At 66.8% G+C, this 25,880-nt stretch carries 27 protein-coding genes; 13 read left to right on the forward strand and 14 right to left on the reverse strand.

What is annotated here, in order from left to right; genetic code table 11:
- Nucleotides 1-67: 67 nt before the first annotated feature.
- Together ACQEVO_RS25365 and ACQEVO_RS25370 are read right to left on the reverse strand one after the other, a co-directional pair.
- Nucleotides 68-607, reverse strand: a complete 540-nt coding sequence (locus ACQEVO_RS25365) for a tetratricopeptide repeat protein (protein ID WP_432917892.1) — start codon at nt 605-607, stop codon at nt 68-70.
- Nucleotides 608-640: 33 nt separating this feature from the next.
- Nucleotides 641-958, reverse strand: a complete 318-nt coding sequence (locus tag ACQEVO_RS25370; protein ID WP_432917894.1) for a hypothetical protein — start codon at nt 956-958, stop codon at nt 641-643.
- 363 nt (nt 959-1,321) lie between these two features.
- Here ACQEVO_RS25370 and ACQEVO_RS25375 point away from each other — a divergent pair, with 363 nt between their 5' ends.
- The 6 genes from ACQEVO_RS25375 to ACQEVO_RS25400 all read left to right on the forward strand — a co-directional run bounded on the left by ACQEVO_RS25375 (nt 1,322) and on the right by ACQEVO_RS25400 (nt 5,720).
- Nucleotides 1,322-2,212: a helix-turn-helix domain-containing protein gene (locus tag ACQEVO_RS25375; RefSeq protein ID WP_432917896.1), complete on the forward strand. Its 891-nt coding sequence runs from the start codon at nt 1,322-1,324 to the stop codon at nt 2,210-2,212.
- Complete coding sequence (locus tag ACQEVO_RS25380) at nt 2,202-2,414, forward strand: DUF397 domain-containing protein (protein ID WP_432917899.1); 213 nt, start codon at nt 2,202-2,204, stop codon at nt 2,412-2,414. The genes ACQEVO_RS25375 and ACQEVO_RS25380 overlap by 11 nt, the downstream gene beginning before the upstream one ends.
- A 238-nt stretch (nt 2,415-2,652) precedes the next feature.
- Nucleotides 2,653-3,228, forward strand: a complete 576-nt coding sequence (locus ACQEVO_RS25385; RefSeq protein ID WP_432917902.1) for a DUF3558 domain-containing protein — start codon at nt 2,653-2,655, stop codon at nt 3,226-3,228.
- Between the two features lie 48 nt (nt 3,229-3,276).
- Entirely contained in the window at nt 3,277-3,753 is a 477-nt protein-coding gene (locus ACQEVO_RS25390; protein ID WP_432917904.1) for a hypothetical protein, read from the forward strand.
- A 39-nt stretch (nt 3,754-3,792) separates the two neighbouring features.
- On the forward strand, nt 3,793-4,947 hold the full coding sequence (locus tag ACQEVO_RS25395; RefSeq protein ID WP_432917907.1) for a WXG100 family type VII secretion target: 1,155 nt from the start codon (nt 3,793-3,795) through the stop codon (nt 4,945-4,947).
- Nucleotides 4,947-5,720, forward strand: coding sequence for an ESX secretion-associated protein EspG (locus tag ACQEVO_RS25400; RefSeq protein WP_432917910.1), 774 nt, complete (start codon nt 4,947-4,949; stop codon nt 5,718-5,720). Before ACQEVO_RS25395 ends, ACQEVO_RS25400 begins: the two co-directional genes overlap by 1 nt.
- 46 nt (nt 5,721-5,766) lie before the next feature.
- Here the strand turns inward: ACQEVO_RS25400 and ACQEVO_RS25405 are convergent, their stop codons facing one another.
- The 9 genes from ACQEVO_RS25405 to ACQEVO_RS25445 form a co-directional block, all read right to left on the reverse strand.
- Nucleotides 5,767-6,243 carry a hypothetical protein gene (locus tag ACQEVO_RS25405; RefSeq protein ID WP_432917913.1) on the reverse strand — a complete coding sequence of 159 codons (477 nt, stop codon included), beginning with the start codon at nt 6,241-6,243 and terminating at the stop codon, nt 5,767-5,769.
- 78 nt (nt 6,244-6,321) lie between these two features.
- Nucleotides 6,322-6,777: a hypothetical protein gene (locus tag ACQEVO_RS25410; RefSeq protein ID WP_432917916.1), complete on the reverse strand. Its 456-nt coding sequence runs from the start codon at nt 6,775-6,777 to the stop codon at nt 6,322-6,324.
- Complete coding sequence (locus ACQEVO_RS25415; protein WP_432917919.1) at nt 6,774-12,047, reverse strand: toxin glutamine deamidase domain-containing protein; 5,274 nt, start codon at nt 12,045-12,047, stop codon at nt 6,774-6,776. Before ACQEVO_RS25415 ends, ACQEVO_RS25410 begins: the two co-directional genes overlap by 4 nt.
- Before the next feature lie 238 nt (nt 12,048-12,285).
- The gene (locus ACQEVO_RS25420) at nt 12,286-12,717 is read right to left on the reverse strand and encodes an acyl-CoA thioesterase (RefSeq protein WP_432917922.1); all 432 of its coding nucleotides are present in this window, start codon (nt 12,715-12,717) and stop codon (nt 12,286-12,288) included.
- An 85-nt stretch (nt 12,718-12,802) separates the two neighbouring features.
- The gene (locus tag ACQEVO_RS25425; protein WP_432917925.1) at nt 12,803-13,753 is read right to left on the reverse strand and encodes an AraC family transcriptional regulator; all 951 of its coding nucleotides are present in this window, start codon (nt 13,751-13,753) and stop codon (nt 12,803-12,805) included.
- Nucleotides 13,754-13,939: 186 nt separating this feature from the next.
- The gene (locus tag ACQEVO_RS25430) at nt 13,940-15,079 is read right to left on the reverse strand and encodes a DUF5925 domain-containing protein (protein WP_432917928.1); all 1,140 of its coding nucleotides are present in this window, start codon (nt 15,077-15,079) and stop codon (nt 13,940-13,942) included.
- A gap of 132 nt (nt 15,080-15,211) precedes the next feature.
- On the reverse strand, nt 15,212-16,630 hold the full coding sequence (locus ACQEVO_RS25435; protein WP_432917930.1) for an NAD(P)(+) transhydrogenase (Re/Si-specific) subunit beta: 1,419 nt from the start codon (nt 16,628-16,630) through the stop codon (nt 15,212-15,214).
- A 3-nt stretch (nt 16,631-16,633) separates the two neighbouring features.
- The gene (locus tag ACQEVO_RS25440) at nt 16,634-16,954 is read right to left on the reverse strand and encodes an NAD(P) transhydrogenase subunit alpha (RefSeq protein WP_033244390.1); all 321 of its coding nucleotides are present in this window, start codon (nt 16,952-16,954) and stop codon (nt 16,634-16,636) included.
- Nucleotides 16,954-18,087 (reverse strand): Re/Si-specific NAD(P)(+) transhydrogenase subunit alpha, encoded by a 1,134-nt coding sequence (locus tag ACQEVO_RS25445; protein ID WP_432917933.1) that lies wholly within the window; start codon nt 18,085-18,087, stop codon nt 16,954-16,956. Before ACQEVO_RS25445 ends, ACQEVO_RS25440 begins: the two co-directional genes overlap by 1 nt.
- A 268-nt stretch (nt 18,088-18,355) precedes the next feature.
- Here ACQEVO_RS25445 and ACQEVO_RS25450 point away from each other — a divergent pair, with 268 nt between their 5' ends.
- The 3 genes from ACQEVO_RS25450 to ACQEVO_RS25460 are packed head-to-tail and all read left to right on the forward strand — an operon-like array spanning nt 18,356 to nt 20,349.
- Nucleotides 18,356-18,814, forward strand: a complete 459-nt coding sequence (locus ACQEVO_RS25450) for an HIT family protein (protein ID WP_280399207.1) — start codon at nt 18,356-18,358, stop codon at nt 18,812-18,814.
- A 57-nt stretch (nt 18,815-18,871) separates the two neighbouring features.
- Nucleotides 18,872-19,708: a maleylpyruvate isomerase family mycothiol-dependent enzyme gene (locus ACQEVO_RS25455; RefSeq protein ID WP_432917938.1), complete on the forward strand. Its 837-nt coding sequence runs from the start codon at nt 18,872-18,874 to the stop codon at nt 19,706-19,708.
- Entirely contained in the window at nt 19,708-20,349 is a 642-nt protein-coding gene (locus ACQEVO_RS25460; RefSeq protein WP_432917941.1) for a Type 1 glutamine amidotransferase-like domain-containing protein, read from the forward strand. Before ACQEVO_RS25455 ends, ACQEVO_RS25460 begins: the two co-directional genes overlap by 1 nt.
- A 55-nt stretch (nt 20,350-20,404) precedes the next feature.
- Here the strand turns inward: ACQEVO_RS25460 and ACQEVO_RS25465 are convergent, their stop codons facing one another.
- A complete protein-coding gene (locus tag ACQEVO_RS25465; RefSeq protein WP_432917944.1) occupies nt 20,405-20,992 on the reverse strand; it encodes a TetR family transcriptional regulator in 588 nt (195 codons plus the stop codon).
- A gap of 69 nt (nt 20,993-21,061) precedes the next feature.
- On the opposite strand from ACQEVO_RS25465, the gene ACQEVO_RS25470 reads away from it, so the two are divergent.
- Nucleotides 21,062-21,940 (forward strand): SDR family NAD(P)-dependent oxidoreductase, encoded by an 879-nt coding sequence (locus ACQEVO_RS25470; protein ID WP_432917947.1) that lies wholly within the window; start codon nt 21,062-21,064, stop codon nt 21,938-21,940.
- A 68-nt stretch (nt 21,941-22,008) separates the two neighbouring features.
- On the opposite strand, the gene ACQEVO_RS25475 is transcribed toward ACQEVO_RS25470, so the two are convergent.
- Nucleotides 22,009-22,482, reverse strand: a complete 474-nt coding sequence (locus ACQEVO_RS25475; protein ID WP_432917950.1) for a GtrA family protein — start codon at nt 22,480-22,482, stop codon at nt 22,009-22,011.
- Between the two features lie 246 nt (nt 22,483-22,728).
- Here ACQEVO_RS25475 and ACQEVO_RS25480 point away from each other — a divergent pair, with 246 nt between their 5' ends.
- The 3 genes from ACQEVO_RS25480 (at nt 22,729) to ACQEVO_RS25490 (ending at nt 25,487) form a co-directional block, all read left to right on the forward strand.
- Entirely contained in the window at nt 22,729-23,718 is a 990-nt protein-coding gene (locus ACQEVO_RS25480; RefSeq protein WP_432917953.1) for an NAD(P)/FAD-dependent oxidoreductase, read from the forward strand.
- Between the two features lie 58 nt (nt 23,719-23,776).
- Nucleotides 23,777-25,135 (forward strand): FAD-binding oxidoreductase, encoded by a 1,359-nt coding sequence (locus ACQEVO_RS25485; RefSeq protein WP_432917956.1) that lies wholly within the window; start codon nt 23,777-23,779, stop codon nt 25,133-25,135.
- A gap of 64 nt (nt 25,136-25,199) precedes the next feature.
- Nucleotides 25,200-25,487, forward strand: a complete 288-nt coding sequence (locus ACQEVO_RS25490) for a GNAT family N-acetyltransferase (RefSeq protein ID WP_432917959.1) — start codon at nt 25,200-25,202, stop codon at nt 25,485-25,487.
- Nucleotides 25,488-25,536: 49 nt separating this feature from the next.
- On the opposite strand, the gene cutA is transcribed toward ACQEVO_RS25490, so the two are convergent.
- Nucleotides 25,537-25,863 (reverse strand): divalent-cation tolerance protein CutA, encoded by a 327-nt coding sequence (gene cutA, locus ACQEVO_RS25495; protein ID WP_432917962.1) that lies wholly within the window; start codon nt 25,861-25,863, stop codon nt 25,537-25,539.
- Nucleotides 25,864-25,880 lie beyond the last annotated feature (17 nt).

The following is a 25,880-nucleotide window of genomic DNA, read 5'->3' on the forward strand; positions in this document are numbered from 1 at the left end:
TGAGGTCGGCGGCACCCGGGAAGTTGCGCCGATCTCAAACGCAATCGGCATCCGGTCTTCCGGATGGTCAAATGTCCGCTTCCAGGTCCGGCACCTGCTGCTGGGCGGTGATCAGCAGGCTGCGCTGGTAGATGAGGTCGCCGCGGGTGCGCAGGGTTTCCTCGTGCTCCGGGCCGAGCACGCGGTTGCGCGCTTCGAGCAACTGCTGAAAGTCGGCGGCGGCGCCTTCGTGGTCTCCGGCGGACCCCCGGACGTCGGCCAACATGCTCAGCGTTCGCAGGGTGTCCGGGGCGTCGGGGCCGAGCACGCGGGCACGCCGCTCGTACACCTGCCGGTAATCGATTACGGCCGTGGTGTAGTCACCCATCATGGCGCGGGTGGCGGCCAGGTTCGCGAGCATGAGCAGCGTATCCTCGTGATCGGCACCGAGGATGCGTACCCGTACAGCGTGCAGTTGTTCGTAACCGGCAGCCGCCCCGGCGAAATCGCGGCAGTCGAAGCGGAACTCGGTCAGCCGGCGCAGACTCGTCAGGGTGTCGGGGTGATCGGCGCCCAGCACGCGAGTCTGGTCGGCGATCAGCTGTTCATAATCCGAAACGATGCTCACATCGCCCAGGCTACGACCGGACACCGACACCGATCAGCTAACCGGATCGCCTGCCCTGGTTCCTGGAAAGTCCGGGCCGGAATGCTCTGTGGCCGAGTGCGGTCCCGATTCGCACGGCTGTTCCGATCCGTTGCGACGGCGGCGCCCCGAAGTCTCCACCATCGCGCCCACCAGGCCCGACTCCACCAGTACCGCCAACTCCTCGATGGACGCGCCGAGCAGTTCCGGAATAGCAATACATTCACCGACCCGCCCGTCGGTCCACACCGGTGCCCACGACCCGTCGCGGTACTGCAGCCAGTGTGCAGGCTGTTCCTCACGCAGCATTCCGAGCACGATGCGCAGGCTCATCGCGCCGGACCCGGACAGCGGATGTTCTCGGCGGGTGCGTCCCGAGGGGTATCTACGAGGAGCTGAACCGGCGTGGCAGGCCAACACGGTTCACGCCCGGTGTGTACGTCCATCGGTTCTCCTATTGCGATTGCACAGCGGAAGCTCGATACGCCCCGCGAGGGACCGTCGGAGCCGGCCCACCGGGAGCCCGGACAGCACAGCATCGGTGGCGATATCATGAAAAGCCCAGCGTGAGACCATATTCGAACCCGCGCAAAGCGCCACGATCAGATGCACGGGTGCGATAGAAGAGCGTTCAGATTTCCCGCCCGGCCGGATTCACGAACGGGCACCTCCGCATCCACATTCCAGGAGCGTCACATGACTGAATCCCCGACCCTGCTCCGCCGCCAGCTCGGGCGGTTCCTCCGCGAATGCCGCGAAGCCACCGGCATGACCATCGCCATCGCCGCCGCCGAGGCCCGGCTCAGCGCGACCGGGCTGCAACGACTGGAGTCCGGGCACTCCAAAACCCCTCGCACACAAGCTGTCCGGGAACTCTGCACCATCTACGAGCTCAGTTCGGATGAAGCCGATAAGGCCGTGGACCTCGCCACCAAAGCGGCCAAGGCAGACGACGAGGGTGTGGTCACGCTGGGCGGTATGTTCAGCGACGCCTTTAACTTGTATGCGAGCATGGAACGATCGGCCCGCCGGGTCATAACCTTTCAAGAACTGATCCCGGGCCTGCTCCAAACTCCTGCCTACGCCCGGGGCCTGATCGGCGCCTACCTTCGTGGCGGGAACCTGGAAGAACTCGAACACCGTGTGGAGGCCAGGGTAGCGCGGCAAGTACTGGTGACCCGCAAGTACAGCCCGCTGCGGCTCGAGGTTCTCCTTCACGAATCTGCGTTGCACCGCGTCATCGGTTCCCCGCGAATCATGGCCGCGCAGCTTCGACAACTGGCCGAAGTAGGTAAAAGGGCCAACATCGTGTTGCGTATCCAGCCATTCAAAGCGGGTTGCACCTGGGGCAAACCTCCAACCCCGTTCGTAATACTCGACTTCGGTACCGATAGCCGTGGCAATATCGTCGAACCCCCCGTTGTCTATCTGGACGGCTCAGTAAGCAGCGACCTGTACATCGACAACCACGAAACCGTCCAGCGCTACCATGAGCTAGCCGAAGATATCCAGCGCACCACCCTGGACGAGGCGGATTCGAGGAGCCTGCTCCGGCAGGTCGCAAAGGAGTATGACCGTGACCGGTGACCTATCCCGCGCTCGTTGGTTCAAAAGCAGCTACAGCGAAACCAGTGGTTCTTGCGTGGAAGTCGCGTTCTTGGACAGCGGCATGGTCGGTGTCCGCGACTCGAAGAACCCGAGCGGCCCCGCCCTCGTGTTCGCCTCGGACGCATGGGACTCATTTACTGCCTGTGCCAATGCCCGGAAGTTCCACCACCGCAACAGCTGAGCCCAACCCGTCGTAACGAGGCGGCCAGAGGGTGATGTGCACGCCACAACCGAGCGAAACCAGAACCTGAACCGCGTTGCAATCGGCTTATCGCCGAGCGTGCCGGTGACTGGACGCAGGCCCGCGCCCCGAGCCTGACCAGGCGGAAGCTGGTTATCCGAGTTGGGCGGCTCGCGCGCGATTGGTCCGATTCTGCTAGCGTGCCGGTAGGTTGAACCACTGGATCCAGGGGGCGTGAATGCTGCTGCGCAAGGGGATGAAGTTGGCGGCGGCGCTAGCTGTCGCCGGATTTCTGGCGACAGGGTGTGATTCCGCAGGTGGAAGCGCCGAGAGCACGCCGGCCTCCACCGGCACGCTTACGCCGCTCGGCCTACAGCCTGAAGCCCCTACCAGCTATGACCCCTGTGTAGGGGTCACCCAAGACATTCTCGACCAGCTACAACTACGTGCGGCGACCAAGCCGAACACGGCGGACTTCGATGGCCCGGGGGGCACGAAGTGGCGCGGCTGCAAATGGGTCCGCACCAACGGATACGCCATCAGTGTCACCGTCAGCAACCTGACCTTTGAATATATTCGTGACCGCTGGAGCGACACCCTGGAAGAGCTCACGATCGCTGGGCGACCGGCGACATCGGTGCGCAAGAGCAACGACGACGAGTCCTGCTCGATCAATGTCGAAATGCAGGGCGGCAGCCTGGAATTCCATATTGTGAACCCGCCCTCTGGTAGCGACACCGGCCACCAGAACACCTGCCAACTCGGCGTGGAGGTCGCCGAACTCGTGGTTCCGACTATGCCAGCGCAGGCTTGAGCTGCCGACGACACCGGTCCGGTCGATCCAACACATCGAGGGGGAAACATGACCGAAGAGAATCCGCCAGCGCGGCCACTGACGAACCTGATCACCGAAGCCCAGGAAGGCCGTATGTCGGTCCGCCTGACTCCTGAGGAATTCGTCAACATCAACCGAGACTGCGAAAGCTTCAAACTCCTGATCCGCGATATGCAGGAAACAGCCAAACGAATTGCGGAAACCCCGGCGAAGGACTGGGGTCTGGGCGCCGACAACGCACTGCTCACCTCGGCGCAGACTCTCGTCAACCGCTTCAAGGAGAAGGGCAAGAACGCCCCCGACAAGAACGACGTGTACTCGATCCTCGACGAGAACTACAAAATCATCGAGGACATCCAGACCGTCCACAAGATCATCCTGGACCGCTACATGGAGGCCGATACCGCCTTCGCCGACGCCGTCCGCCAGTACGAGGGCAGCCTCGGCGCCCCCGCACCGATCGAGGGGAAACCGCGTCAGCCCGGCGTCACCGCCTACTTGTAACCACAGCACGACCAGCACGACCGTTCGGGGGGAAGCACCATGACCGATTACGAACTACCGCGTATCGCCGACGGCGGTGAACGTCCGCGCAACCTGATCCACAAAGATATCTACGCAGCCTTCCAAGCCACCCTGCCGGCCGAAGCCCAGAAACTGTCCGACAGCTACCGGCAGCTGTCCTGGGATTGGGGTGCGGGGCTGCAGGTGTTCTCCACCAGCATCAAACGGTCGGTGGCCGCGGCGTGGGAGGGCGAGGCCGCCACCGCTTTCCTGGACTCGATTCGCCGCTATGTCGATCAGGCCGCGACGTTCGAACTCGAATTGCTCGATCTCGCCAACCGGGTCGGCGCCGCCGCCGCCGCGGTCGAAGCCACCAAACATGAACTGCCGGAGCCACTCGAGGAAAAGCACCCGCTGCACAAGGACTCGTGGCCGATCTTCGGCACCAACCGCGACCCGATGATCGAGCAGCGGCAAGAAGACGCCCAGGCGATCATGGAAACCAAGTATGTCAAGCCGTTCGTCTCCGAGCTGGACCCCAAGATCCCGGTCCTGACCAGCCCGGTCAACCCGACCGCTCCGCTCGATATCGACGAGCCGACCTCCGGTAAGCCAGTCGGGCCGGGTGTTCAACAGAATTCGAACACCGACAACGGAACCGGAGACCCGAGCGGCCCCGGCGCGACCGATACCGAGGAACCGGGCACCGAAGAACAGACCCCCGAGGAACCCGGCACTGAGGACAGTTCCGAACAGGAGTCTCCCGGGAGCCCCGAGCAGACACAGTCACCCACCGGCACCGAACCGGCCGATACCGGCACCCCCGCACCGACCACCCCGGCCGGCACCACCCCCGCCGGCGTACCCGGCCCGGGTTCTCCGGCAGGCACACCGGGCCCGGGAACACCGGACACTCCGGGGCCCGGCCGTACCGTCCCCGGCACGCCCGGGGGCGCGGCCCCCGCAGTCGCGGCCACCACGCCCTCGACCACCGCCGCCGGAGCCCCGCGCGGCATGGCCGGGATGCCCATGGGCGCCGCCGGTCGCGGCGGGCAGCAGGAGCAGGACGCCGAACGCAAAACCCCGGACTACCTGGTGACCATGGAGAACACCGAGGAACTCCTCGGTGAGTTGCCGAGAACCCTGCCGGGTGGTCTGATCGGCACGAATCCGGAACCGGAGGACAGCCGCTGATGGCCACCTGGACGATGGACCCGGAGACCTTCGCCGCCCTCTGGTACAGCGACGCCAACGATCGCTTCCCGCCACCGCTGAAATATCTGAGCCGGTTCCGCCGCGAGGACGATTTCGCCCGCTTCCGCGACCAGGTCCGCGCCGGCTACGACCGTGACGACCGCGACGCGATCGCCCTCGCCCTGCACATCCTGTCCAGTTCCCGGTTGCGCATCGAGATCCTCGGCTGCACGAACAAACACCGCACCAGCACCGGCCCCGAGGACATCAAGGAATACCGCATCCTCGCCACCGCCGACCACCAGCGCTCGGTGATCGCATTCCAAGGCGGCCGAGCCGACGAGTACGGCGATATCACCCTCCACCTGCTTGCTCCGGATTCTTTGGCCGCGCAGTTGGTCCGCAGCATCCCGGACTGCCGGCCCGGCCGCGAACCCGCCGCGACGTTCCACCCGCAAGACCTCGAATCAGGCCGCAACGACAACGCCCGAACGACCGCCGGCCGCAGCCCCCGCGAACAGTACGAGCGCCTACTCGGCCGCCGCGGCGACGGCTACGGTATCGCCCGCCTCTACCTCGGCCCGATCTACCAGCGCCCCGACCCGTTCCGCACCGTCCGCTGGTTCGACGTCACCGCCGACGGCCGCTACACCGAAACCCGCGGCAACCACGTCACCGTCCGCCCCACCACCCGCGACGACCTCACCAGCCGCTTCACCGCCTGGCTCGAGGCCGCGGAAACCCGGATCCGCGAGTCCGAACCGGCCTGGTGAGCCCGCCGGCTGCCGCAATGGAGAACCACTCGACAAGGTGGTCCGGTCAATCCGGATAGTGGTACTCGACAGCCCGCTCATCGAACGAAATCCCCTGGCGTCGAAGACTGTCCACAACTTGATGCGTGAACCGCCTGGCAGGACGGTAGTGCGTGCTGTGGTCGGAGATGAGCCGAACCTGCCCCTGAACGGCGGAGATCTCCCCAGCGCCCGCCACCGGCCCTCCGGCAAGGAAGCTCGAATGATGAAACTCCCCGAGCAGGTGATACGGCGATGCATAGAGCTGCCCGTGCTCATCCATCACGAAAATCGCACGGCCCCCCTGCGGTGTCCACAGGGTGCTGGTGAACGTCGTATCCAAGGGCTTCTGCTCACCTGTGTACAGAAGTCCGTTGTTCGCGAAGAGCCAGTACGGAGCCCTTTCCTCAGGAGCCAGGTATCGGACTACCGAATTGCCCCATTGCCGGTTCCCCAGAAGGTGCTCACCGCGAAACTCTGGTTGCAGTGGCGTGGTTTGGTACAAAGGAAATCCTTCAGGCGGTGCTTCCGGCTACATAGTTGTGCGCGATCGGGATCGCACAGTACCTCATAACCGCGTTGATCAATTCTCGGGGTGTGCATCCTCGATTCTGGAGGCTCGCAGCCAAGACAATACCTCGTCTTGTTCGCCCGGACTCAACGATCCGAATACTTCGTAAGCGCATGAACGAGAAACCGGGGTTTCGGCCGCGAGCAATCGAGCGATTACCGCCCAGGTCATCGAAGCTCGGTGCATGCGGTCTTCGCGGAGTAGCGGCGATTTTGCCAGCTCGGATACCAGCCGAGCCGCAGAGTCATCTGAAGGAGCGCGGTCGAGTAGTTCGAACACGGCCCTTCCACGATGCACATAGTTGCTGATCGAAAAATCGTACAACGCTTGGGTGCTCATTGAACTCAGATCGGGGGGCGGCGTATCGCGCAAACCTTCCGGATCTATTTCTTCCCAGTCCAGATTCAGCATCTCCGGATCGAGGCCGTCCGGCTCTTCAAACCGTGGCATCTCACTTTCATTATTCATCGTTGCCGTCTCCAAATCGCTTTGATCTCTCGACGAAGATTTTGGTAGAGGAGCGCCTCGGAAGTCCTGTCTCGTATCGACCTTGCATATCGTATCTCTTCCATGTACGCCCGCCGTTCCATAACTTCTCGAGTCGCTTGGTCAATCAGCGCCTGCATTCCGATCCAACCAGCCGTGGCGTCGTCCCGCATATGGCGCATCTCGTGCAGCCACGCACCATAGGATGCCTCAGGGTCAATTACGAGCGTTCCCGGCCGGCCACTGGATGGTGCAGGTCCGTACGCCATTGCCCCTGCGCGATACTGGATTTCTACGCCGAGCTCTTCGGCTTCAGCGATAAATCTCTGCAGTTCCGCCGGATGTGTGTCCGATGCGGGACCATGGCGGCGTAAAGGATCGGCATCGGCGTGGTGCAGGTACTCGTCTCGATCGAGCCCGCCTTGTTCGACAGACGAAGCAAACGCTCTGTCAGGTTCGCTGACGTCCCTTATCGCCGGGTCGTTTACATCGATCTGAGCGATGCTTACGTTATCCGGGTATGCATGCGCTTCGTCGTCGTTTTCTGTTATTTGCCACGGTTCGGCCCCATCCGTGTCGACATCGGAGCTGTCATCAGTTCCAACTCGGCCCGTTTCATCGTCTTGCCGGTCCAGCTGGGTCTCAGAGGTCAGTAGTCGGTTGTCCCGATCTGGGGCCATGTCCCGGTCTGGGTGCGGCTCCAGTCGATCCACGACACTGCTACCGCGGACGTCGTCCCGGGCGGTTGGTAGTTCAGGGTCGTTTTGTCGATGAGTAGGTGGTAGTTCTCCCGGTTCGTGTCGGAGGTTGCGCTGATCTGGTACTGGATCTGGTCCGCGGTCTCGTTGATGAGTCGGAGGGTGATCCGGGTGGTCGGTGGGTAGATCTGGCCGGCTTTCGGGCGTCGGCCGGTTCTCATTGCTGTCGTGTAGTCCTCGGCGATCATCTGCAGGGACCAGCTCGGGTACTCCAGGACTGTCCCCGTCTCGGCGTTGACCACCAGGCTGGTCATTCCGATCAGCTGGCTGCTGGTGAGCTGGTCGGTCGGCACCGGCCGGCACACCCAGGCGTTGTCGATCTGATGTATCGCGTATTCCCGGGGGGTGGGGAATATCTGTGCCAGATACTGGGCTACTTGTTCCCTGGTTCGGTACGGAGGCGGCATTCGGGGCTCCTGGGTTGGCGGGTATCGGAGTGAAATCGACGTAGGCCGACAGAGAAACCATGTCGGGGGGCGGCTGATCGGACATGGTGCCGCTCTGGGGGTCCCACCAGACCGGCCCCTGCGCGCCGTGCGGGTAGACCACGACTGTCGCGTGCCCGCCGTCCACCACTGGACTACCGTCCGGATGATAAAGCGGCTGGCCGGTTTGAGGATCGTGCGCATGCCAGTCGTTGACGATGAGTGCGGAGGATCCCGGACCGAGATGACTGATCCAGTCGTGCATGGCCTGGAATTGTTGTGCCACGCTGCGTTGACCGTCGTCGTAGCTCGATAGTCCTGCACCGAGCCACTGTTGCGCTCGGTTGAGCCCGCTCACCTCTCCGGAGCGATTGTCGATGGAACCGTCGGCGAGCCGGTCGGGCCAGCGTGGGGCGGAGACCTGTGGGTTGCCGTAGAAGGACGAGAGGGCTGACAGGGAACAGTCGAGGCAATTGTTGCGTCGGCCCATGCGTTCGGTGCCGCCGTCGTTGATCAGCTCTCCGTAGCGGTTGGTGCGTGGGTCGGCGCCGATGATGAAGCGGTCGCCGTCACGTAGCGCGTTTTCGACGGCTGTCTGGTATTCGGGGCGTTCGACGTGCTGGAGTTCGTTGGCGCCGATGGTGCGGAGGTCGGAGGGGTTGTCGAAGCGGGTGGGGGTGTTGGCTGTGGCAATGTCGTTGCTGATCCGGAGTAGATCATCGGGATCCAGGCCGCGATCCGGACTCGAGGTTTCCGCCGGTAAGCCGAGTTCGTGGCGGAGTTGGTTGACGAACTGGTCCGGGCTGTGGGTCGGGGTGCCGGTGGGGTCGGTGTGGATTTGGACGCCGGTGCTGGTCGGGTCGGCGGTGTGGACGAGTTCGACCAGCAGTACGTCTCCGCCGGGTAGTTGTTGTTCACGGTTGAAGGTTTGGTCGACCACCCGTTGAGCGGTCTCCATGAATTGGTTGATGGCCTGTGGTGTGGCGTTGATCGGCAGTACCGGCCGGACCGGGACGGTGAGTACAGAAATGAATCGGCCCGGGCTGGTTTCGAATCGGCGTACTCGGTAGTTGGGGGTTGCGGACCGGTTGTTGCGGCTGGTGCTGACATCGAGGGAACGGCCGTTGGAAGGAGTTCGGTTGCGGTAGTACTCGCGGGCGGCGCGTGCTCGGTCGGTTGCATGGGGATTGGGCTGAGCAGGCATGCTGCCCGGGACGTTGCCGTGGTTCCCGGGCGGCGCCGCGGTCGGGGGTTGGGGATTCCCTGGATGCGTGGGGGCGGTGTTGTTGAACGGTTGCGCGGAGGGGCGGGTGGGCGCGACCGGCTGCGGTGAAGTCGGTTGCGCGGGGCGGGCGGCCGGGCTGGGCTGTGCGTTGTTCTGGTCGGGCGAATTCCAGATGGGGTCGCCGGGGCGCGGGGCGTTCGGGTGTGCAGGGCCCGGCTGACCGAGATCCTGGGCCGACCGATCCGGATTTCGCGCCGCCGCTGTGTAGGCCGGTTGGTCGGTGCGTGCCGCTGGTGTTTCGGTGCGGGCGGGGTCCGGTGTGGTCGGGTCGGTTCGGTTCGGTGTGGTCGCCGGATCAGCAGGTTTGTGTGGGGGCTGTGGAGCTGTGCTGTCGCGGTTGGGTGTGGGGCCGGTGTCGGTGGGGCGGGTGGGGACGGGTGGGCGGGAGAAGTCGGCGAGGAAGCGGGCGTGGTTGGCGGGGTCGTAGATGTTGTAGTCGTAGCCCGGTGTGTTGGGGCCGGTTTCGGGGGTGGTGGGGGTTTGGTCGGTGTTGTGTGGGCGGGCGGGGTCGGTCGCCGGTGAGGTGTCGCCGGGCCGGTGGGGGGTGGTGCGGGGTTGGTTGCGGGGAACACCGGTGGGTGTGGTGGTGGGGGCGCCGGTTGCGGAGTCCGCGGGTGTGGTGCGTGGGGTTTCGGCCGGGGTGGTCGGTGAGAGCACAGGGCCAGACGGTGTCGGTGTGGCTGTGGCGGCGGCCGATGTTGTGGTGGGGGTGGTTTCCGGCGCCGTGGCCGGTGCGGGTGCGGTGGCCGGAGATTGCGGGGTGCCGGTGGTGGGCGCGGTAGCGACGGGTGCGCTGGCCGGGGTGGTGTCGCCCGACGTGGTCGGCGTGGTGGTGCCGGGTTGGTTCGGTGTGGTCGGCAAACCGGTTGTTGTTGGGGTGCCCGGCGTGGTCGGGGCCGAGGCAGGTGGGGTGGTGGTCCCCGGAGTGGTCGACGTTTCGGGGGTGTTTTGTGGGCTCGGGCTGGTGGGTGGGGGTGTGGTTTCGGGGCCGAGGTTGAGGCTCGAGGTGGGTTGCTGCGGGGGTGAGTCCGGCGGCAGGTTCAGGCTCGAGGCCGGCTGCTGGGTCCCGGGCGCCGCCGGCGTGTCCTGTGCAGGAGGCGTTTCGGCCACGGGAGTGCCGGTATCGGATGGGGTTTCGGTGCTGGGTGGCGGCGACTGCGGGGAGCCGGGGGTTTCGGTATCGGGGGTGTGCGACGGAGAGGGTTCCGGGGTGCCGGAGTCGGGCGGCTGCGGGGTACTGGAGTCGGGGGATTGCTGGGTGCCGGAGTCGGGCGACTGCGTGGCACCGGAGTCGGGAGATTGCGGGGTGCCGGTCTCGGGGGACTGTTGTGGTGCGCCCTGGTTGCCCTGGTCGCCCTGGTCGCCCTGGTCGGTGGGCTGGGGCTGCTGTGGTTGAGATGTGTCGGACTCGGTGGGCTGGGCCGGTGGTGAGTCTGCGGTTTCGGAAGGTGGCGGTGCCTGCGGGGCTGCGGCAGTGTCGCCCGTCGGCGAGTCCTGTTCCGGGGTGGCGGCGGGGGTTTCCTGCGAGGGTGCGTCGTGGCCGGGTGGCTGCTGTCCGGTGGGTTGGTCACCGGTGTCGGAAGCCTGGCCGGGCGGCTGCTGACCCGCCGACGACGACTGGGTCTGCGTGTCGGTGGACGAGGGCTGGGTGGATGGTGATTGTTGTCCCAGCGGTTGGGTCTGTGGCTGGCCTTGGGATTGGTTTTGTCCCTGGCTCTGGGTGCCGGGGTCACCCGACTCGTCGCCGCTGTCGTTACCGGGCGGATTGCCGTTGGGGGACTCGTTCGAGGACTCGTCGCCCCCGCTGTCGGGGTCCTCGCCGCTATTGCCGGAGTTGTTCTCCCCCAACGTTTCGGTGCCCCGCTGCACACCCGCCGCCGCCGACGAGGACAGATTCTCCGGCGACAGGGCCTGTTCCAGACTGAACTCACGGTCGTTGAGGGCAGCGTTGGTCGCTTCACCAGCGACCTCACCCGCCACCCCGGCCACCGTCTCCTTCGCCGCGTCCTTCGCAGCATTCGCCAGCGGATTCCCGCCTTCGGGGCCACCGGGCACATTGCGGGAGGTCAACCCGTCCGGCCCCATCGCCCCGGTCACCGCGCCGGTCGCCGCGGCGGTCAACGCGGTCTTACCCGCCTCTTTCAGATCATCCATCGTGACCTCGTCACGACGCCCCGCCGCGACCTGCACCGCCTTGATCCCCAGATCCAGGGCGGTTTCCTCCAGCGCCGCCGCCCACGCCCCACGCACCGCCGCACGCGCAGCGGCCTTCAACGCGGCCTTCGAAATCAGCCGTTGCAGCAGTTGTTTGATCGCGGTGCGGACCGCGACCCGGGTAACGGTTTGCGCGACCGCGGCTTTCGCGCCCGCCGCGGGTGCCCCGATACCGGTGGACGCGGCGGCCAACAGGATCGCCATCTCCACAGCGAAAATGGCGAGGCTGGCCAGGATCACCAGTTTGGTGTGCTCGATATCGGCCGCGCCGTCACCGATCTCATCGGCCAAGGTCTCGATATGTTTGATCAAACCGTCGAACGCGCCCTGGCCGTGGCCGAGTTCGGTCCAGCGGTCGCTGATGGCTTGGGCGGTGTCGCCCTCGATCGCGGCCAGCACCTGGTCGATGGCGTGGTTGGCGTCGGGGCCGATCTCGGACAGATCCGTCGCCAACTGGGTCCACGCCGCTTCCACCCGGCGCATCGCGGTTTCATCACCCTCGGGCCAATCACCCGCACCGACAACGTATTTACAGACCCACTGCAAGGCCTCGGGGATCTCGATACCCATTCAGCACACCACCGCGACGACCACCGGACCCCGGCTACCGCATCCGGGTTGCGTAAACGAGCGGCGCACGGGGAGCCCCCTCCACTTCGACAACAGATCCATCACCCATACCGACGCCGCCGGACCCCACCCGGTTCCACCGAACCGCAAGTTTCCGTTTTCCACCGAGCCGCAGACCATGCGGTCGATCGGATGGCCCGGGACAGCCGCGGCTCACGCTCGAAGGAGAAGCCGGCTACTACTCGGTGCTGTCGGTGACCAGGGTCTGCGCGGCGGTGCGGATGACGGCGGGGATCTCGACCGGCTTCCGCGAAGTCTCGTCCACATAGACGTGGACGAAATTACCCGTGGCGGCCAGCTCGAGACCTGGTTCGGTGTCGCGGAAGATCGCCAGGTCGTAGGTGATGCTGGAGCGGCCGAGCCGGGCGATCCGCAAACCCACCTGCAATTTGTCCGGGAAGCTGAGTGAGGCGTGGAAGCGGCAGGAGGTTTCCGCGACGATGCCGATCGCGGGCAGTTCGCGGATATCCGTGCCGGTGGCGTCCATGAGCCACGCGTTGACCGCGGTATCGAAGTACGCGTAATAGGTCACGTTGTTCACGTGCCCGTAGTGGTCGTTGTCGGCCCAGCGGGTGGGCACCGGCCAGAGCACCGGATACTGCTTCGTCACCCGGGCGACGATACCGGGTCGGTTGATCGGCGGCGTCGTGGAGATGACCCGGCACCGCCGAGCCGGTGGTGTGCCGGAGCAAGGATCAACTGGCCGAGGAGACTGCGGCCGAACCGACGGTCCGGTGCTCGCGCGGGCTCACACCGAAGTGCCGTTTGAATGCGGTGCTCAGCGCGAAGGCGCTGCCGTACCCGACTTGGCGGGCGATGGCCTCCACCGTGTTCTCGGTGCCCTGGAGCAGGTCGGCGGCCAGGTCCAGGCGCCATTCGGTGAGGAAGGCCATGGGTGGTTCGCCGACCAGTTCGGTGAACCGCCGGGCCAGCGCCGCGCGTGAGGCGCCGACTTCCTGTGCGAGCGCGGCGACGGTCCAAGGGTGGGCGGGGTTGTGCTGGAGCAGCCGCAGCGCCTTGCCGACCAGGGGATCGCCGTAGGCGTGATACCAGGGCGGGGCTTCGGCGCCGGAGAACCAGGTGCGCAGGGTGGCGATGAGCAGCAGGTCCAGCAGCCGGTCCAGTACGACTCCCTGCGCGGGCAGGTCCTTCACGGTTTCGTCCGTCATCAGATCCAGCAGCCGGTCGTCGGAGCGACCGCGCGGCACCACGAGCATCGGCGGCAGTGCTCGCAGCAACCGTCTGCTCACCGCACCGACGTACTCATAGGATCCGGTGACCATGACGGTTTCCCCGTCGGGGTCGTTCCCCCATTGCCGCACACCGAGACTCATCGTCTCGCAGAGCACTTCACCGTCCAGGGTCGTGGTGATCTGCCCCGGATTGATCAGGATCTGCGGTGCGGTCGCGGGATCGTCGGCGACGGTATAGGGCCGCGGGCCCCGTAACACCGCGACGTCACCGGCGGCGATCCGGCGTTGCTCGCCGTCGGCGGTGAGCACCCACGCCGAGCCCCGGACCACCGCCGCCAGCGTCAACGGGGAATCGTCCTGGATCCGCAGCGACCACGGCGGGGTCAGGGTAGAACGCAGCACGAACGCCCCGCGCGCCCGCGGACCCTCCAACAACGCCGCCAATGCATCCACCCTGCCAACCCTAATCCGCCGGCCCCGGTCGCGGGCTGTGCGCTCGTCCACCCGGTGACGGCAGGAGGAATGAGCCTGCGGGCTTCTCCGCTGTTCCGTGCGAGCACATCGACCGGCGGTCCGCGCGACAGCGTGTCGGAACCGGGACGGGCGGCGCCGAGGTCAGGGCCGGCGGCCGGGAACCGGCTACAGGTACATACCGCCCTCGGTGCGCTCGGTGCGCACCGCGATGCTCTCCGTTCGGTCACGCAGGGCGACCAGTTCGGCGAGCGTGGCACCCGCCGCGGGGATATCGGCGGGGGTGTCGCCGAGCCAGGCCCGGGCCTCCGCCGGAGTCAGCTTGCCGATCTCCACCTGCGCCATGCACCTACCGGGCCGGGTCACGGCGGGGTGCAGGCGGGACAGATCCTCGTTTGTACTGATCGCGACCAGCACATCGCGACCCTGGCCCAGCATCCCGTCGGTGAGGTTGAGTAGCCGGGAAAGCCCTTGTCCCGAGGAGGATTTGGCTTCGGCGTGGATGAGTTCGTCGCAGTCCTCCAGGATCAGCAGCCGCCAGCGGTCGGATTCGTCGTCCTCGCCTTCGGCGCCCATCGCCGCGCGCATCAGGTAGCCGGGTTTGGCGAACAGCATCTCCGGGTCGAGTACGCAATCGGCCTGGCACCACTGCGACCAGGACCGGGCCAGCGAACGCAGGGCGGTTGTCTTACCGGTGCCGGGCGGACCGTGCAGGAGGAGTAACCGGCCCCGGATATCTTCCGGGCGCATAGCCATCAGGTGGTCCAGCGCGCCCGCTACAGGCGCGCTGTAGTTGCCGCGGATCTCCGGCCACTCGGGTGTGGTCACGGTGAGTGCTCGCCGGGTGGCCCCACGGTCGCCTTGGTGCCAGAAACCCATTTTCACCGCGGTCAAGTCCGTCGGGGTGGGCTGTTCGGCATCGCGGACCGATTCCGCGACGATACGTTCGGCCAGGTCGTCGCTCACCGCGACCACTTCCAAGGTGGCCGATTTATCGGCCCACCGATCGGCGCGCAGGGTCCAGCCCTCGCCGAGTACCAGAATCGACTGCGACTCGGACTCCACGACCGAACGAGAGATCTGCGAACCCGGTGGCCGCAGCAGGGCGTCCGGTCGCACCCGATCCAGCTGTTTCTTCCGGTAGTACGGCTGCACGCCCCGGCCGAAAAGGCTGAGGGTCAGCATGTCCAGCAGGTCGCGGGGCGTCGAATAGGAATCGAGTACAGCCGACCAGGGCAAGGCGTCGGCGGGGTCGGTGGTGGTGGGATCGAATTCGATCAGGCGAAGTGGTTCGTTGCGTTCGGGCATCGCCCACCATGATCGGACCGGGTATACCGCATCGTCCAGCGATTTTCCCTCGTCGAGGGAGCAACGGCTCCGGTACGCGCTCGGCGGTGAGGCCGGACGCGCACCGGGGCCGCTGGAGCGGATTCCCGCTCTTTACAGCGCTTTGAGTTCCTCGGTCACCGCACCCACCGACTTCTTCGCGTCACCGAACAGCATTGCTGTGTGGTCGGCGTAGAAGAGAGGGTTGTCGATACCGGCGAAACCGCTGTTCATCGAACGCTTCAGCACGATCACCGATTTCGCCTGGTCGACGTTGAGGACCGGCATCCCGTAGATCGGGCTGGACGAATCCTCGCGGGCGGCCGGGTTGGTGACGTCGTTGGCGCCGATCACCAGGGCGACATCGGTGCGATTGAATTCGCCGTTGATATCGTCCATTTCCTTCATGGCGTCATAGGACACCTCGGCCTCGGCGAGCAGCACGTTCATATGCCCGGGCATCCGGCCGGCCACCGGGTGGATGGCGTATTTGACCTCGACGCCCTTGGCTTCCAGCAGCCCGGCCATTTCCTTGACCGCGTGCTGGGCCTGGGCGACGGCCATACCGTAGCCGGGGACCACGATCACCTGGTTGGCGTACGCCATCTGGATCGCGGCGTCGGCGGCGGAAGTCGCCTTGGCCTGTTTCTGTTCCCCGCCACCGGCCGCGGCGACCGCGCCGCCGCCACCGAATCCACCGGCGACGATGGCCGGGATGGAGCGATTCATGGCCTTGGCCATCAGGTTGGTGAGGATGGTGCCGGACGCGCCGACGATCATGCCCGCCACGATCATCGCGGTGTTGTTCAGCGCGAGACCGGCCGCCGCGGCCGACAGCCCGGTGAGGGCGTTCAGCAGCGAGATCACCACCGGCATATCGGCGCCGCCGATCGGCAGCACCACCATCAGGCCGAGCACACCGGCGGCCAGCAGCAGCCCGATCATCCACCACTGCGTGACTCCGCCGTCAGAAGCACCGAGGCCGATGACGACCGCCGCGGCGACGGCGGCGATCAGCAGCAACAGGTTCACCGGCTGCTGCAACTTGCCGAGCCCGATGGGTTTACCTGGCAGGATCTCCTGCAGTTTGCCGAAGGCGATGAGCGAACCCCAGAAGGAGATCGAACCGATGATCGCGGCGAACAGCGAGCCGACGATGATGTGGACCGTCGGTTCCTCACCGTGATGGAAGGTGGAGAACCCGGTGGTGTCGATGAATTCGGCCCACGCGATGAGGGCGACCGTACCGCCGCCGACACCGTTGAACGCCGCCACCAGCTGTGGCATCGCGGTCATCTTGGTGTAGCGGGCGGGTGGCACACCCAGCAGCACACCGACCACGAGACCGGCGACGATGATGATCCAGTTGTTCGTATCGCGGACCGCGATCAGCGTCGCGATCACGGCGATCGCCATACCGGCCGCGGCGATCCAGTTGCCCCGGACCGCGGTCTTCGGGCCGGTGAGCCCCATCAGACCGTAGATGAAGAGGGCGAAGGACAGGATGTAGAGGATATCGACGAGATTGTCCATGGGTCACTGACCTGCCTTCTCGGCACCCGCGCCGGGCTTCTTACCTTTGAACATGCCCAGCATCCGGTCGGTCACCACGAAACCGCCGATCACGTTCAGGGTTCCGAACACCAGGGCCACGAACAGGATGATCTGCACCCCGATCGAGGGGTCCTCCATCCGGCCCAGGGTGACCAGCGCACCCAGCACCACGATGCCGTGGATGGCGTTGGTGCCCGACATCAGCGGGGTGTGCAGGGTATTGGGGACCTTGGAGATCACCGCGAAACCCACGAATCCGGAGAGCACCAGAATGGCGATATTCGCCAGCAGCTCGCTGTACATCATTCGGCTTTCGTTGTCGGTTCGGCGTCACGGGTGACGCAGGAATCGGCCAGCACCTGGTCGGAGAAATCCGGTTTCAGCGCACCGTCGGCGAGCATGAGTTCCAGCAGCGCCGAAATATTCTTCGAATACAGCTCGCTGGCGTGCTCGGGCATGGTGGCCGGCAGGTTCAGCGGCGAGCAGATGGTCACCTCGTGCTTGACCACGGTTTCGCCGGGTTCGGTGAGTTCACAGTTGCCGCCGGTTTCGCCGGCCAGGTCCACGATCACGCTGCCGGGCTTCATCCCGGCGACGGCGGCGGCGGTCACCAGGCGCGGCGCGGGACGGCCCGGCACCAGGGCGGTCGTGATCACCACGTCGAAACCCTTGATCGCATCTTCCAGGGCCTGCTGCTGTTTCGCCTTCTCCTCGTCGGTGAGTTCGCGGGCGTACCCGCCCTCACCGGCGGCGTCGATACCGAGATCGAGCCACTGCGCACCGACCGAACGCACCTGATCGGCGACCTCGGGGCGCACGTCGTAACCGGTGGTCCGGCCGCCCAGCCGTTTGGCCGTGGCCAGCGCCTGCAACCCCGCGACGCCCACGCCGAGCACCAGCACGGTCGCCGGTTTCACGGTGCCCGCCGCCGTGGTCAGCATCGGGAAGAAGCGGGTCGATTCCGACGCCGCCAGCAGCACCGCCTTGTATCCGGCGACGTTGGCCTGCGAGGACAGCGCGTCCATCACCTGGGCGCGCGAGATCCGCGGGATCGCCTCCACCGCGAACGCCTGCACCTGTTGTTTCTTCAGAGCGTCGATCTGGTTGTCGGCATTGCGCGGCGCCAGGAACCCGATCAACGTCTGCCCCGCGGACAGTTTCGCTACTTCGGCGTCGGTGGGCGGCGCGACCTTGACGACCACATCGGCCGACCAGGCATCACCGATCGTGGCACCGGCCTCGGTGTAGGCGGTATCGGGAATGAGCGCGCCCAGGCCGGCACCGGCTTCGACCACCACCTCCACGCCCTGTTTCACCAGGGCCGGAATGATCTTCGGTACCAGGGCGACCCGCCGCTCGCCCGCGGCGGTTTCGCGAACGACACCGACACGCGCCCCGCGCGGCGACGAATCGCTCACGGTCTGCGTTGTCTCCACTTGTCTGTTTCCCTCTCCTACTGTGCTCGGCCGCCGATGACGGCGCCGGGCGGGGTGTTCGCGAACACCCCGCCCGAAAATCCTCGCCACCGTACAACGATGCGAGTGAGATTAGCTGAGATGCCCGTCACACACATTCGGCAGGGTGCGCCACCTTCGCATCGGTAAATGCAGATCAGAGCGGATATGAAGCGAACCGGGCGGACGGGTTTGAAAAGTTTGCCAATTCCCGTCGCTCACCCTGGCTCTTCCGCAATATAGTCACGCCGTGAGCGAATGCGTTTTCTGCCGGATCGTGGCCGGTACCGCCCCGGCCCACCGGGTCTACGAGGACGACGCCGTCTGCGCGTTCCTCGATATCCGGCCGATCACCCGCGGGCACACCCTGGTGATCCCCAAACACCATGCGACCGACCTGTCCGAACTCGACGCCGACGCCGGGGCCGGACTGTTCCGGATCGGGCACCGGATCGCGCTGGCGGCGCAGGGTCCGGCGTTCGCCGCCGACGGGGCGAACCTCCTGATCAACGACGGTAAGGCCGCGTTCCAGACGGTCGGCCACGTACACCTGCACGTGCTGCCCCGCAAGCACGGGGACAAGTTCCGTTTCGCCTCCGGGCTGGTGCTGCGCCGTTCGCACGAACCGGAGCGGGTCGCCGCCGCACTGCGCGACGGGCTCGCGGCCCTCGACCCCCCGGCCGCGGGGACCGATACCGATCCCGGCTGATAGGAACGGTGTACCGGTCCGCCCCCGAATTCCGCCCAGCCCACGGAAGGCCCTTCCATGCACGATCTGCCCGACCGCCCCGAACTCGTCGCACTACTGTCCGAGCAGTTCGAGGTCCTCACCGATCTGGTGACCGGACTCGGTGAGGACGAATGGCGAACCCCGTCGCCACTGCCCGGTTGGACTGTCTTCGATGTCATCGGCCATATCATCGGCACCGAATCGCTGCTGCTGGGCGAGAAACCGCCGGCCCGCGACGCGCAGACGCCCGATATCGACGTCAAGACGCTGCCGCACGTACGCAACGAGATCGGCGCGCTGAACGAGATCTGGCTGCAGCGGCTGCGATCCCGGACGGGTGACGAACTGCTGCGCCTGTACCGCGGGGTGGCCGACCGCCGCCGGAAAGCGCTGGCCGAGCTGGACGATCAGGCCTGGCTGGCCCCCACGCAGTCACCCGTCGGCGAAGTGCCCTACGCCCGGTTCATGCGGGTCCGGCTGTTCGACTGCTGGATGCACGAACTCGATATCGCCGATGCGCTGGGCAGGCAGGTCGAGGAGGGCGGAGCGCGCGGCGAGGTGGCTTTCGCGGAATTCGCCCGGTCGCTGCCCCGGGTGATCGTGAAACGCGGTAAGGCCCCCGCGGGGTCACTGATCACCCTGCGGCTGACCGGTCCGCTCGCGCGGACACTGCATATCGAGGTCGGTGACCGGGCAAGCTATGTGACCGCGCCGGACCGGGAGGCCACGGCCGCGCTGCAACTGGATTCCGGACTGCTGGTACGCCTCGGCGGCGGCCGGGTGGATCCCGGCACCGTACTGGACCGCATCGGCTTCCAGGGCGATACGGATCTCGGCCGGCAGCTGGCCCGCAACCTCGCGTTCACCATCTGATGCGGCTGTTCCTGGCCAGTTACCGGTTCGGCGAACACTACGACGTATTCGCCGAACTGGCCGGTGCGCCCGGCCCGATCGCCGTGATCGCCAATGCCTGCGATGCCTGGCCGGATTCGCGGGCGGCGGCGCTCACCAGTGAACTGGTACCGCTGCGGAAGCACGGATTCGACCCCCGGGAAGTGGACCTGCGCGAATATGCCGGGCGCCCGGGCGAATTGCGCCGGACGCTGGCCGGGTTCCCCGCGGTATGGGTTCGCGGCGGCAACACTTTCGTGCTCCGCGCCCAGTTCGCGCGCAGCGGCGCGGATCGGGTCGTGCCGGAACTGCTGGCGGCGGATTCGTTCCTGTACGCGGGCTACAGCGCGGGCGCCTGCCTGCTGGGACCGCATCTGCGCGGGCTGGAAACCTCCGACGACCCAGGTGAAGTCGCCCCGGCCTGCGGTATCGAGCCCATCTGGGAAGGACTCGGGCTGATCGACCGTCCGATAGTCCCGCACCTCGATTCACCCACCGACCCCGAGGGCACCGGCAACGCCCTCGCCGCCCGCTTCCGCGCCGACGGCACACCCCACTGGGCACTCACCGATGCCGACGTCGTCGTCCGCGACGGAAACGAAACGCGCCTCTACACGGGCTGATCCGGCCGGCCGAATTCCCCGGGACCGGTACCGGCCCGGAGCGACCGGCGGCAAGTCATTCCGCGATTCCCCGCACGCGCGCGAGCGCGAAACCCCGGTCCAGTAGCGCCGCGCGGTCGGCGGCACCATCGGAGCGCAGCCATTCCCCGGAGACGGCGTCGAGCACCGCTACGGCCGTATTCGTGAGCAGGTCGGCGGTGAACGCGTCGATACCGGCTCCCGGCAGTTGCCGCACGGCATCGCTCACCCGTTGCCGCCATTCGGCCCGCCGCTGATGTAGTCGCCCGCCCAGCGCGGGGGTCGCCTCGACCAGGCGCAGCACTGCCAGCATCTGCTCACCGGCGTGGATCTCGTCCTGCCAGTCGCGCAGCACGTGGTGGAGCGAATCCCAGGGATCTTCGCCCGGAGGCCGGGCCGCGAGATCGGCGACCACCCGCTCACCGGTGATATCGATACCGCCGAAAACCGCCTCCTCCTTCGAGGGGAAGTAGCGGAAGAAGCTGCGTTTGGTCATTCCGGCGGCGCGCGCTATCTCGTCGACGGTCGTCGCCTCGAAGCCCTGACGTGCGAAAAGAGCGATGGCCACCTCGGTGAGCTCTGCTCGCACCGCCCGCCGGGTTCGTTCCCGGAGTCCTTCCGACATGCGCTCGAGTCTACTTTTCAACACCAGGTGACTATGATGACACCGAGTGACAATCGAAGGAAGGTGGCCATGACCATCGCAGGAAAGAACGTGCTGATCACCGGAAGCACCGGCGGCATCGGCAAAGAAACCGCCCGGCAACTGGCCGCGCTCGGCGCCCGGGTCTTCCTCGTCGGCCGCAACGTGGAACGCGCCGAGACAGCGGTGGCGGAACTACGCACAATCACCGGGAACGCCGAGATCGAGGCGGTCACCGCCGATCTGTCACGCCTCCGTGACGTGCGCCGACTCGCCGACCAGGTCACGTCGCGAGTCGACCGGCTCGACGTTCTGATCAACAACGCGGGCGCGACCCGGACCCATCGCGAACTGACCGAGGACGGTATCGAGACCACGTTCGCGGTCAACGTGGTGGCACCGTTCAGCCTCACGCACCGGCTGCTTCCCGCACTGAAAGCGGCGGACTCGGCCCGGGTCGTCAACATCACGGGCGGGGTCCCGCGTGGCCGGATCGACCTCGGCAACCTACAAGGCGAGAAATCGTATGTGGGCCTGTCGTTCTACAACCAGACCAAACTGGCCCAGATGGCGATGAGCTACACCTTCGCCGAGCGACTCGCCGGTACGGGAGTTTCCCTGAACGTCGCATATCCGGGCCACGCCTACACCTCGATGAACAAGGACCTCACCACCGGCGCCTACCCGCCGCTCGCCCGCCCGATCGTGCCGCTGCTGCGCGTGGCGATGCCGGTGCTCTACGGCCACCGCGCACTGGTCGCCGCCACCCGGTCGAGCGTCTACCTCGCCTCCTCCCCCGCGGCGCGGGACAACCACGGGACCTACTTCAACAGCAAGGCGGCCGTCACACCGTGGCCGAAGGCCGTCCTGGACGAAACCACCCGGAGCACGATCTGGAATCTGTGCGAGCGGCTGCACAACACGCTGTAGGGCCCGCGCTCCGCACCGTCCCGGCCCTGTCGAGCAGTCCGGGCCTACCCCCCGGCACAGGGCCGGGATCAGCGGCGCCGGAAGACGATCCAGCGCATGGCCGAGTACATGTACACCGCCTCGCACGCGCCGGCCAGCAGCCGCGAGACGTGGTACTGGACCCCGAGCGCCGCGAGCCCCGCTCCGACACCGAGGATGAACGCCAGATAGTTGATCACCACCACAACGGTGTAGATCACCGCCTGCCGCCCGGCCGGGGCGTGCGAGCGGAAATTCAACGTGCGGTTGAGGTAGAACGCCAGCGCGAACGCGCATATGTAGCCGACCGTCACCGACAACCAGCCGGGCAGGCCGAGGCCGCTGCGCATACCGGTCAGGATCAGCAGGTCGACGCCGAAGGTGAAACTGTTGATCAGCGCGAAGCCGAGGAAGGTCGGCGCGACGTTGCGGTCCAGCCCCCAGGGCAGTCGCGCGACCACCGCCTCGCACCATCGGGCGAACCGGCTCGCCCACGTCTCCGGGTTCGTCGCCAGTTCCTGCACGCGGCCAGGGTGTCAGGGACAGGTGACGGGCAGGTGAGCACGCGGCAAACCGTGAGATCACGGGGTCATCGGCAAACTTTGCGCGAGAACGCCGCTCACCGGCGGGAACGGCCGACTCTCGATCAGCGGGTTCGGGGTTCGAGTCCCTGACGGGCGCCGCCGGAACGCAATCCCTTGTTGTTTTGGCAAATTTAGTTGCCGTAATCGGTACAGCTCTGGATAGTCGGTGCCGAGGAGGTGGTCACAGTGACCGAGCAACTGGAGAACGACTACGACGTGGTGGTGGCCGGCGGCGGCGCGGCCGGACTGAACGGGGCCCTCATGCTGGCCCGGTCCCGGCGGACGGTGGTGGTGATCGACGCGGGCGCGCCCCGCAACGCCCCCGCCGACGGGGTGCACGGACTGCTGGGTCACGACGGGAGGCCGCCGGCGGAATTGCTGGCACTGGGCCGGGAGGAAGTGCGGCGCTACGGCGGGCAGGTGGTGTCCGGCGAGATCACCACTGCCACCCGAACGGAGGACGGGTTCACGATCGGCCTCGCCGACGGCCGCACCGTCCGGGCCCGGCGACTGCTCGTGACCACCGGACTGACCGATGAGCTCCCGGATATCGCCGGGTTGCGCGAGAGGTGGGGTCGCGATGTGGTGCACTGCCCGTACTGCCACGGCTGGGAGGTCCGGGATCGGGCAATCGGCGTGCTGAACACCGGCCCGATGTCGATGCACCAGGTCCAGTTGTTCCGCCAGCTCAGCGACGATGTCGTGTTCTTCACGCACACCGGGCCCGAGCTCGGTCCCGACGAACTCGAGCGGCTCGCGGCGCGCGGTATCCGGGTGGTGACCGGGAAGGTCACCACGGTCGAGGCCGGCGGCGCGGGGATCACCGGGCTCCGGTTGGCCGACGGAACAGTCGTACCCCGGGAAATCGTCGCCACCGGCACGCGGATGGTCGCCCGGGCCGGTTTCCTGGACGACCTCGGCCTGCCCGCCGTCGACCACCCCGCCGGTGTCGGCCGCTACATCCCGGCCGACGCCACCGGCCGCACCGAGGTGCCCGGAGTGTGGGCAGCGGGCAATGTCACCGAGCTCACCGCACAGGTGGGCGCTTCGGCGGCAGCGGGTGCGATGGCCGGCGCGCAGATCAACGCGGACCTCGTCGACGAGGAGGTCCAGAAGGCAGTGGCCGACCGCGCTTCCCGTTCCGCGAACGTCGAACAGGTGACGCTGCCGGGGTGAGACTCGGTGGCGACGGGGCGGCGGTAGCCGCGCTGACCGCGGGGTTACCGTGGGCAGCGTGGACCTGCGCGCATTGACCGACCGGCTCCCCGCCGGCGCCGTGATCACCGACCCCGATATCGTCGCCGGCTACCGGCAGGACCGGGCCCTGGACCCCGGCGCCGGGACCCCGGCCGCCGTGGTCCGGGCCACCGGGACCGCGGATGTGCGCGAAACCCTGCGCTGGGCCGATGAGCACCGGGTTGCGGTGGTGCCGCGGGGCGCCGGGTCGGGCCTGTCCGGTGGCGCCACCGCGCTGGACGGCGGCATCGTGCTGAGCACCGAACGGATGCGCGAGATCCGGATCGACCCGGTGACCCGGACCGCCGTGGTCCAGCCGGGGCTGCTCAATGCGGAGGTGAAGCGGGCCGCCGCGGAGCACGGGCTGTGGTACCCGCCCGACCCGTCCTCGTTCGAGATCTGCTCCATCGGCGGTAACGCCGCCACCAACGCGGGCGGGCTGTGCTGTGTGAAGTATGGGGTGACCACCGATTACATCCTCGGTATGGAGGTCGTGCTGGCCGACGGCAGCGTCGTGCGGCTGGGCGGTCCGCGGTTGAAGGATTCGGCGGGGTTGTCGCTGACCAAGATGTTCGTCGGCAGCGAGGGCACACTCGGTGTGATCACCGAACTCACCCTGCGGCTGCTGCCCGCACAGCCCGCGCAGTGCACGGTGGTCGCCTCGTTCGGCACACTCGCTGCCGCGGTGGAGGCCATTCTCGCCATCACCGGAACGCTGCGGCCGGCCATGCTGGAGTTCATGGATTCCGTCGCGATCAACGCGGTGGAGGACGAGATGCGAATGGGACTGGACCGCGGTGCCGCGGCGCTGCTGGTGGCCCGGTCCGACGCCCCCGGGGAACACGCCGCCCAGGAGGCCCGGGTGATGCTGGAGGCCTGCCGGGCCGCGGGCGCCACCGAGGTTTTCGAAACCGCCGACGCCGAGGAAGGCGAAGCGTTCACCGCGGCCCGCCGCTTCGCGATCCCGGCGGTCGAGCGGCTCGGGCGGCTGCTGCTCGAGGATGTCGGGGTGCCGCTGCCCCGGCTCGGCGATCTCGTCACCGGGGTCGCGGAGATCGCCGAACGCAACGAGGTCACGGTGTCGGTGATCGCCCACGCCGGCGACGGCAACACCCACCCGCTGATCGTCCACGATCCGGAGGATCCCGCGGAGACCGAACGCGCCCACCGCGCGTTCGGCGAGATCATGGATCTGGCCATCGCGCTCGACGGCACCATCACCGGGGAACACGGGGTCGGCCGGCTGAAAAAGGCCTGGTTACCCGATCAGCTCGGCCCGGATGTCATGGCCTTGACCCGCCGGATCAAGGACGCTCTCGATCCACACGGCATCCTCAACCCGGGCGCCGTGCTCTGACCTGCTCCGCGAGCCGGCGCCCGGCCTCCGGAACAACTCCGTGCGGGCGGCCGTTCCACCAGAGGTGAGCACCGAACTCCGACACAATGCCGGCGACACCCGCTTCGAGATCTATCTCGACGGCGCACTGGCCGGCTATGCCGACTACGCGGAAACCGAGAGTCCGAAGGTCCGCAACTTCCACCACACGATCACCTTCCCGGAATTCCGGGGACGCGGGGTCGCGGGGCAGGTGGTGAAGTACGCGCTCGACGAAAGCCGGGCGGCGGGTTACTCGGTCCTCGCCACCTGCTGGTACGTGGACGAGTACATCGGCAAGCACCCGGAATACGCCGACCTGGTCCACCGCTGAGCGGCAACGGCCGGTAGGCATATTCCCGGGCCGGCCGCCGGTTACCCGATCAGTTCGTCGTCTCGGTCAGGATCCACTCCCCGTACGCGGGGTTCACCCCGACCACCGGCACCGCGACGACCTGCGGCACCTCGTCGGGGTGTTCGGTATTGGCGCGTTCGATGATCGCGGCGATATGCGCTGCCCGGGTGTGCAGCACCACCACGGCTTCGGAGGCATCCTCCACCTCCCCCTCCCACCGGTAGATGGACCGGACTTCCGGGTGGATGTTCCCGCAGGCCGCCAGCCGGTCGTCCACCAGCCGGCGGGTGAACTCCACCAGCCATTCTTCGTCGGGCCCGCTGATGGTCACGTCCACAAGATCGCTATCGCTCACCGGTACATGATCCACGA

The sequence above is a fragment of the Nocardia sp. CA-290969 genome, assembly GCF_050936135.1.
Classification (GTDB): Bacteria; Actinomycetota; Actinomycetes; order Mycobacteriales; family Mycobacteriaceae; genus Nocardia.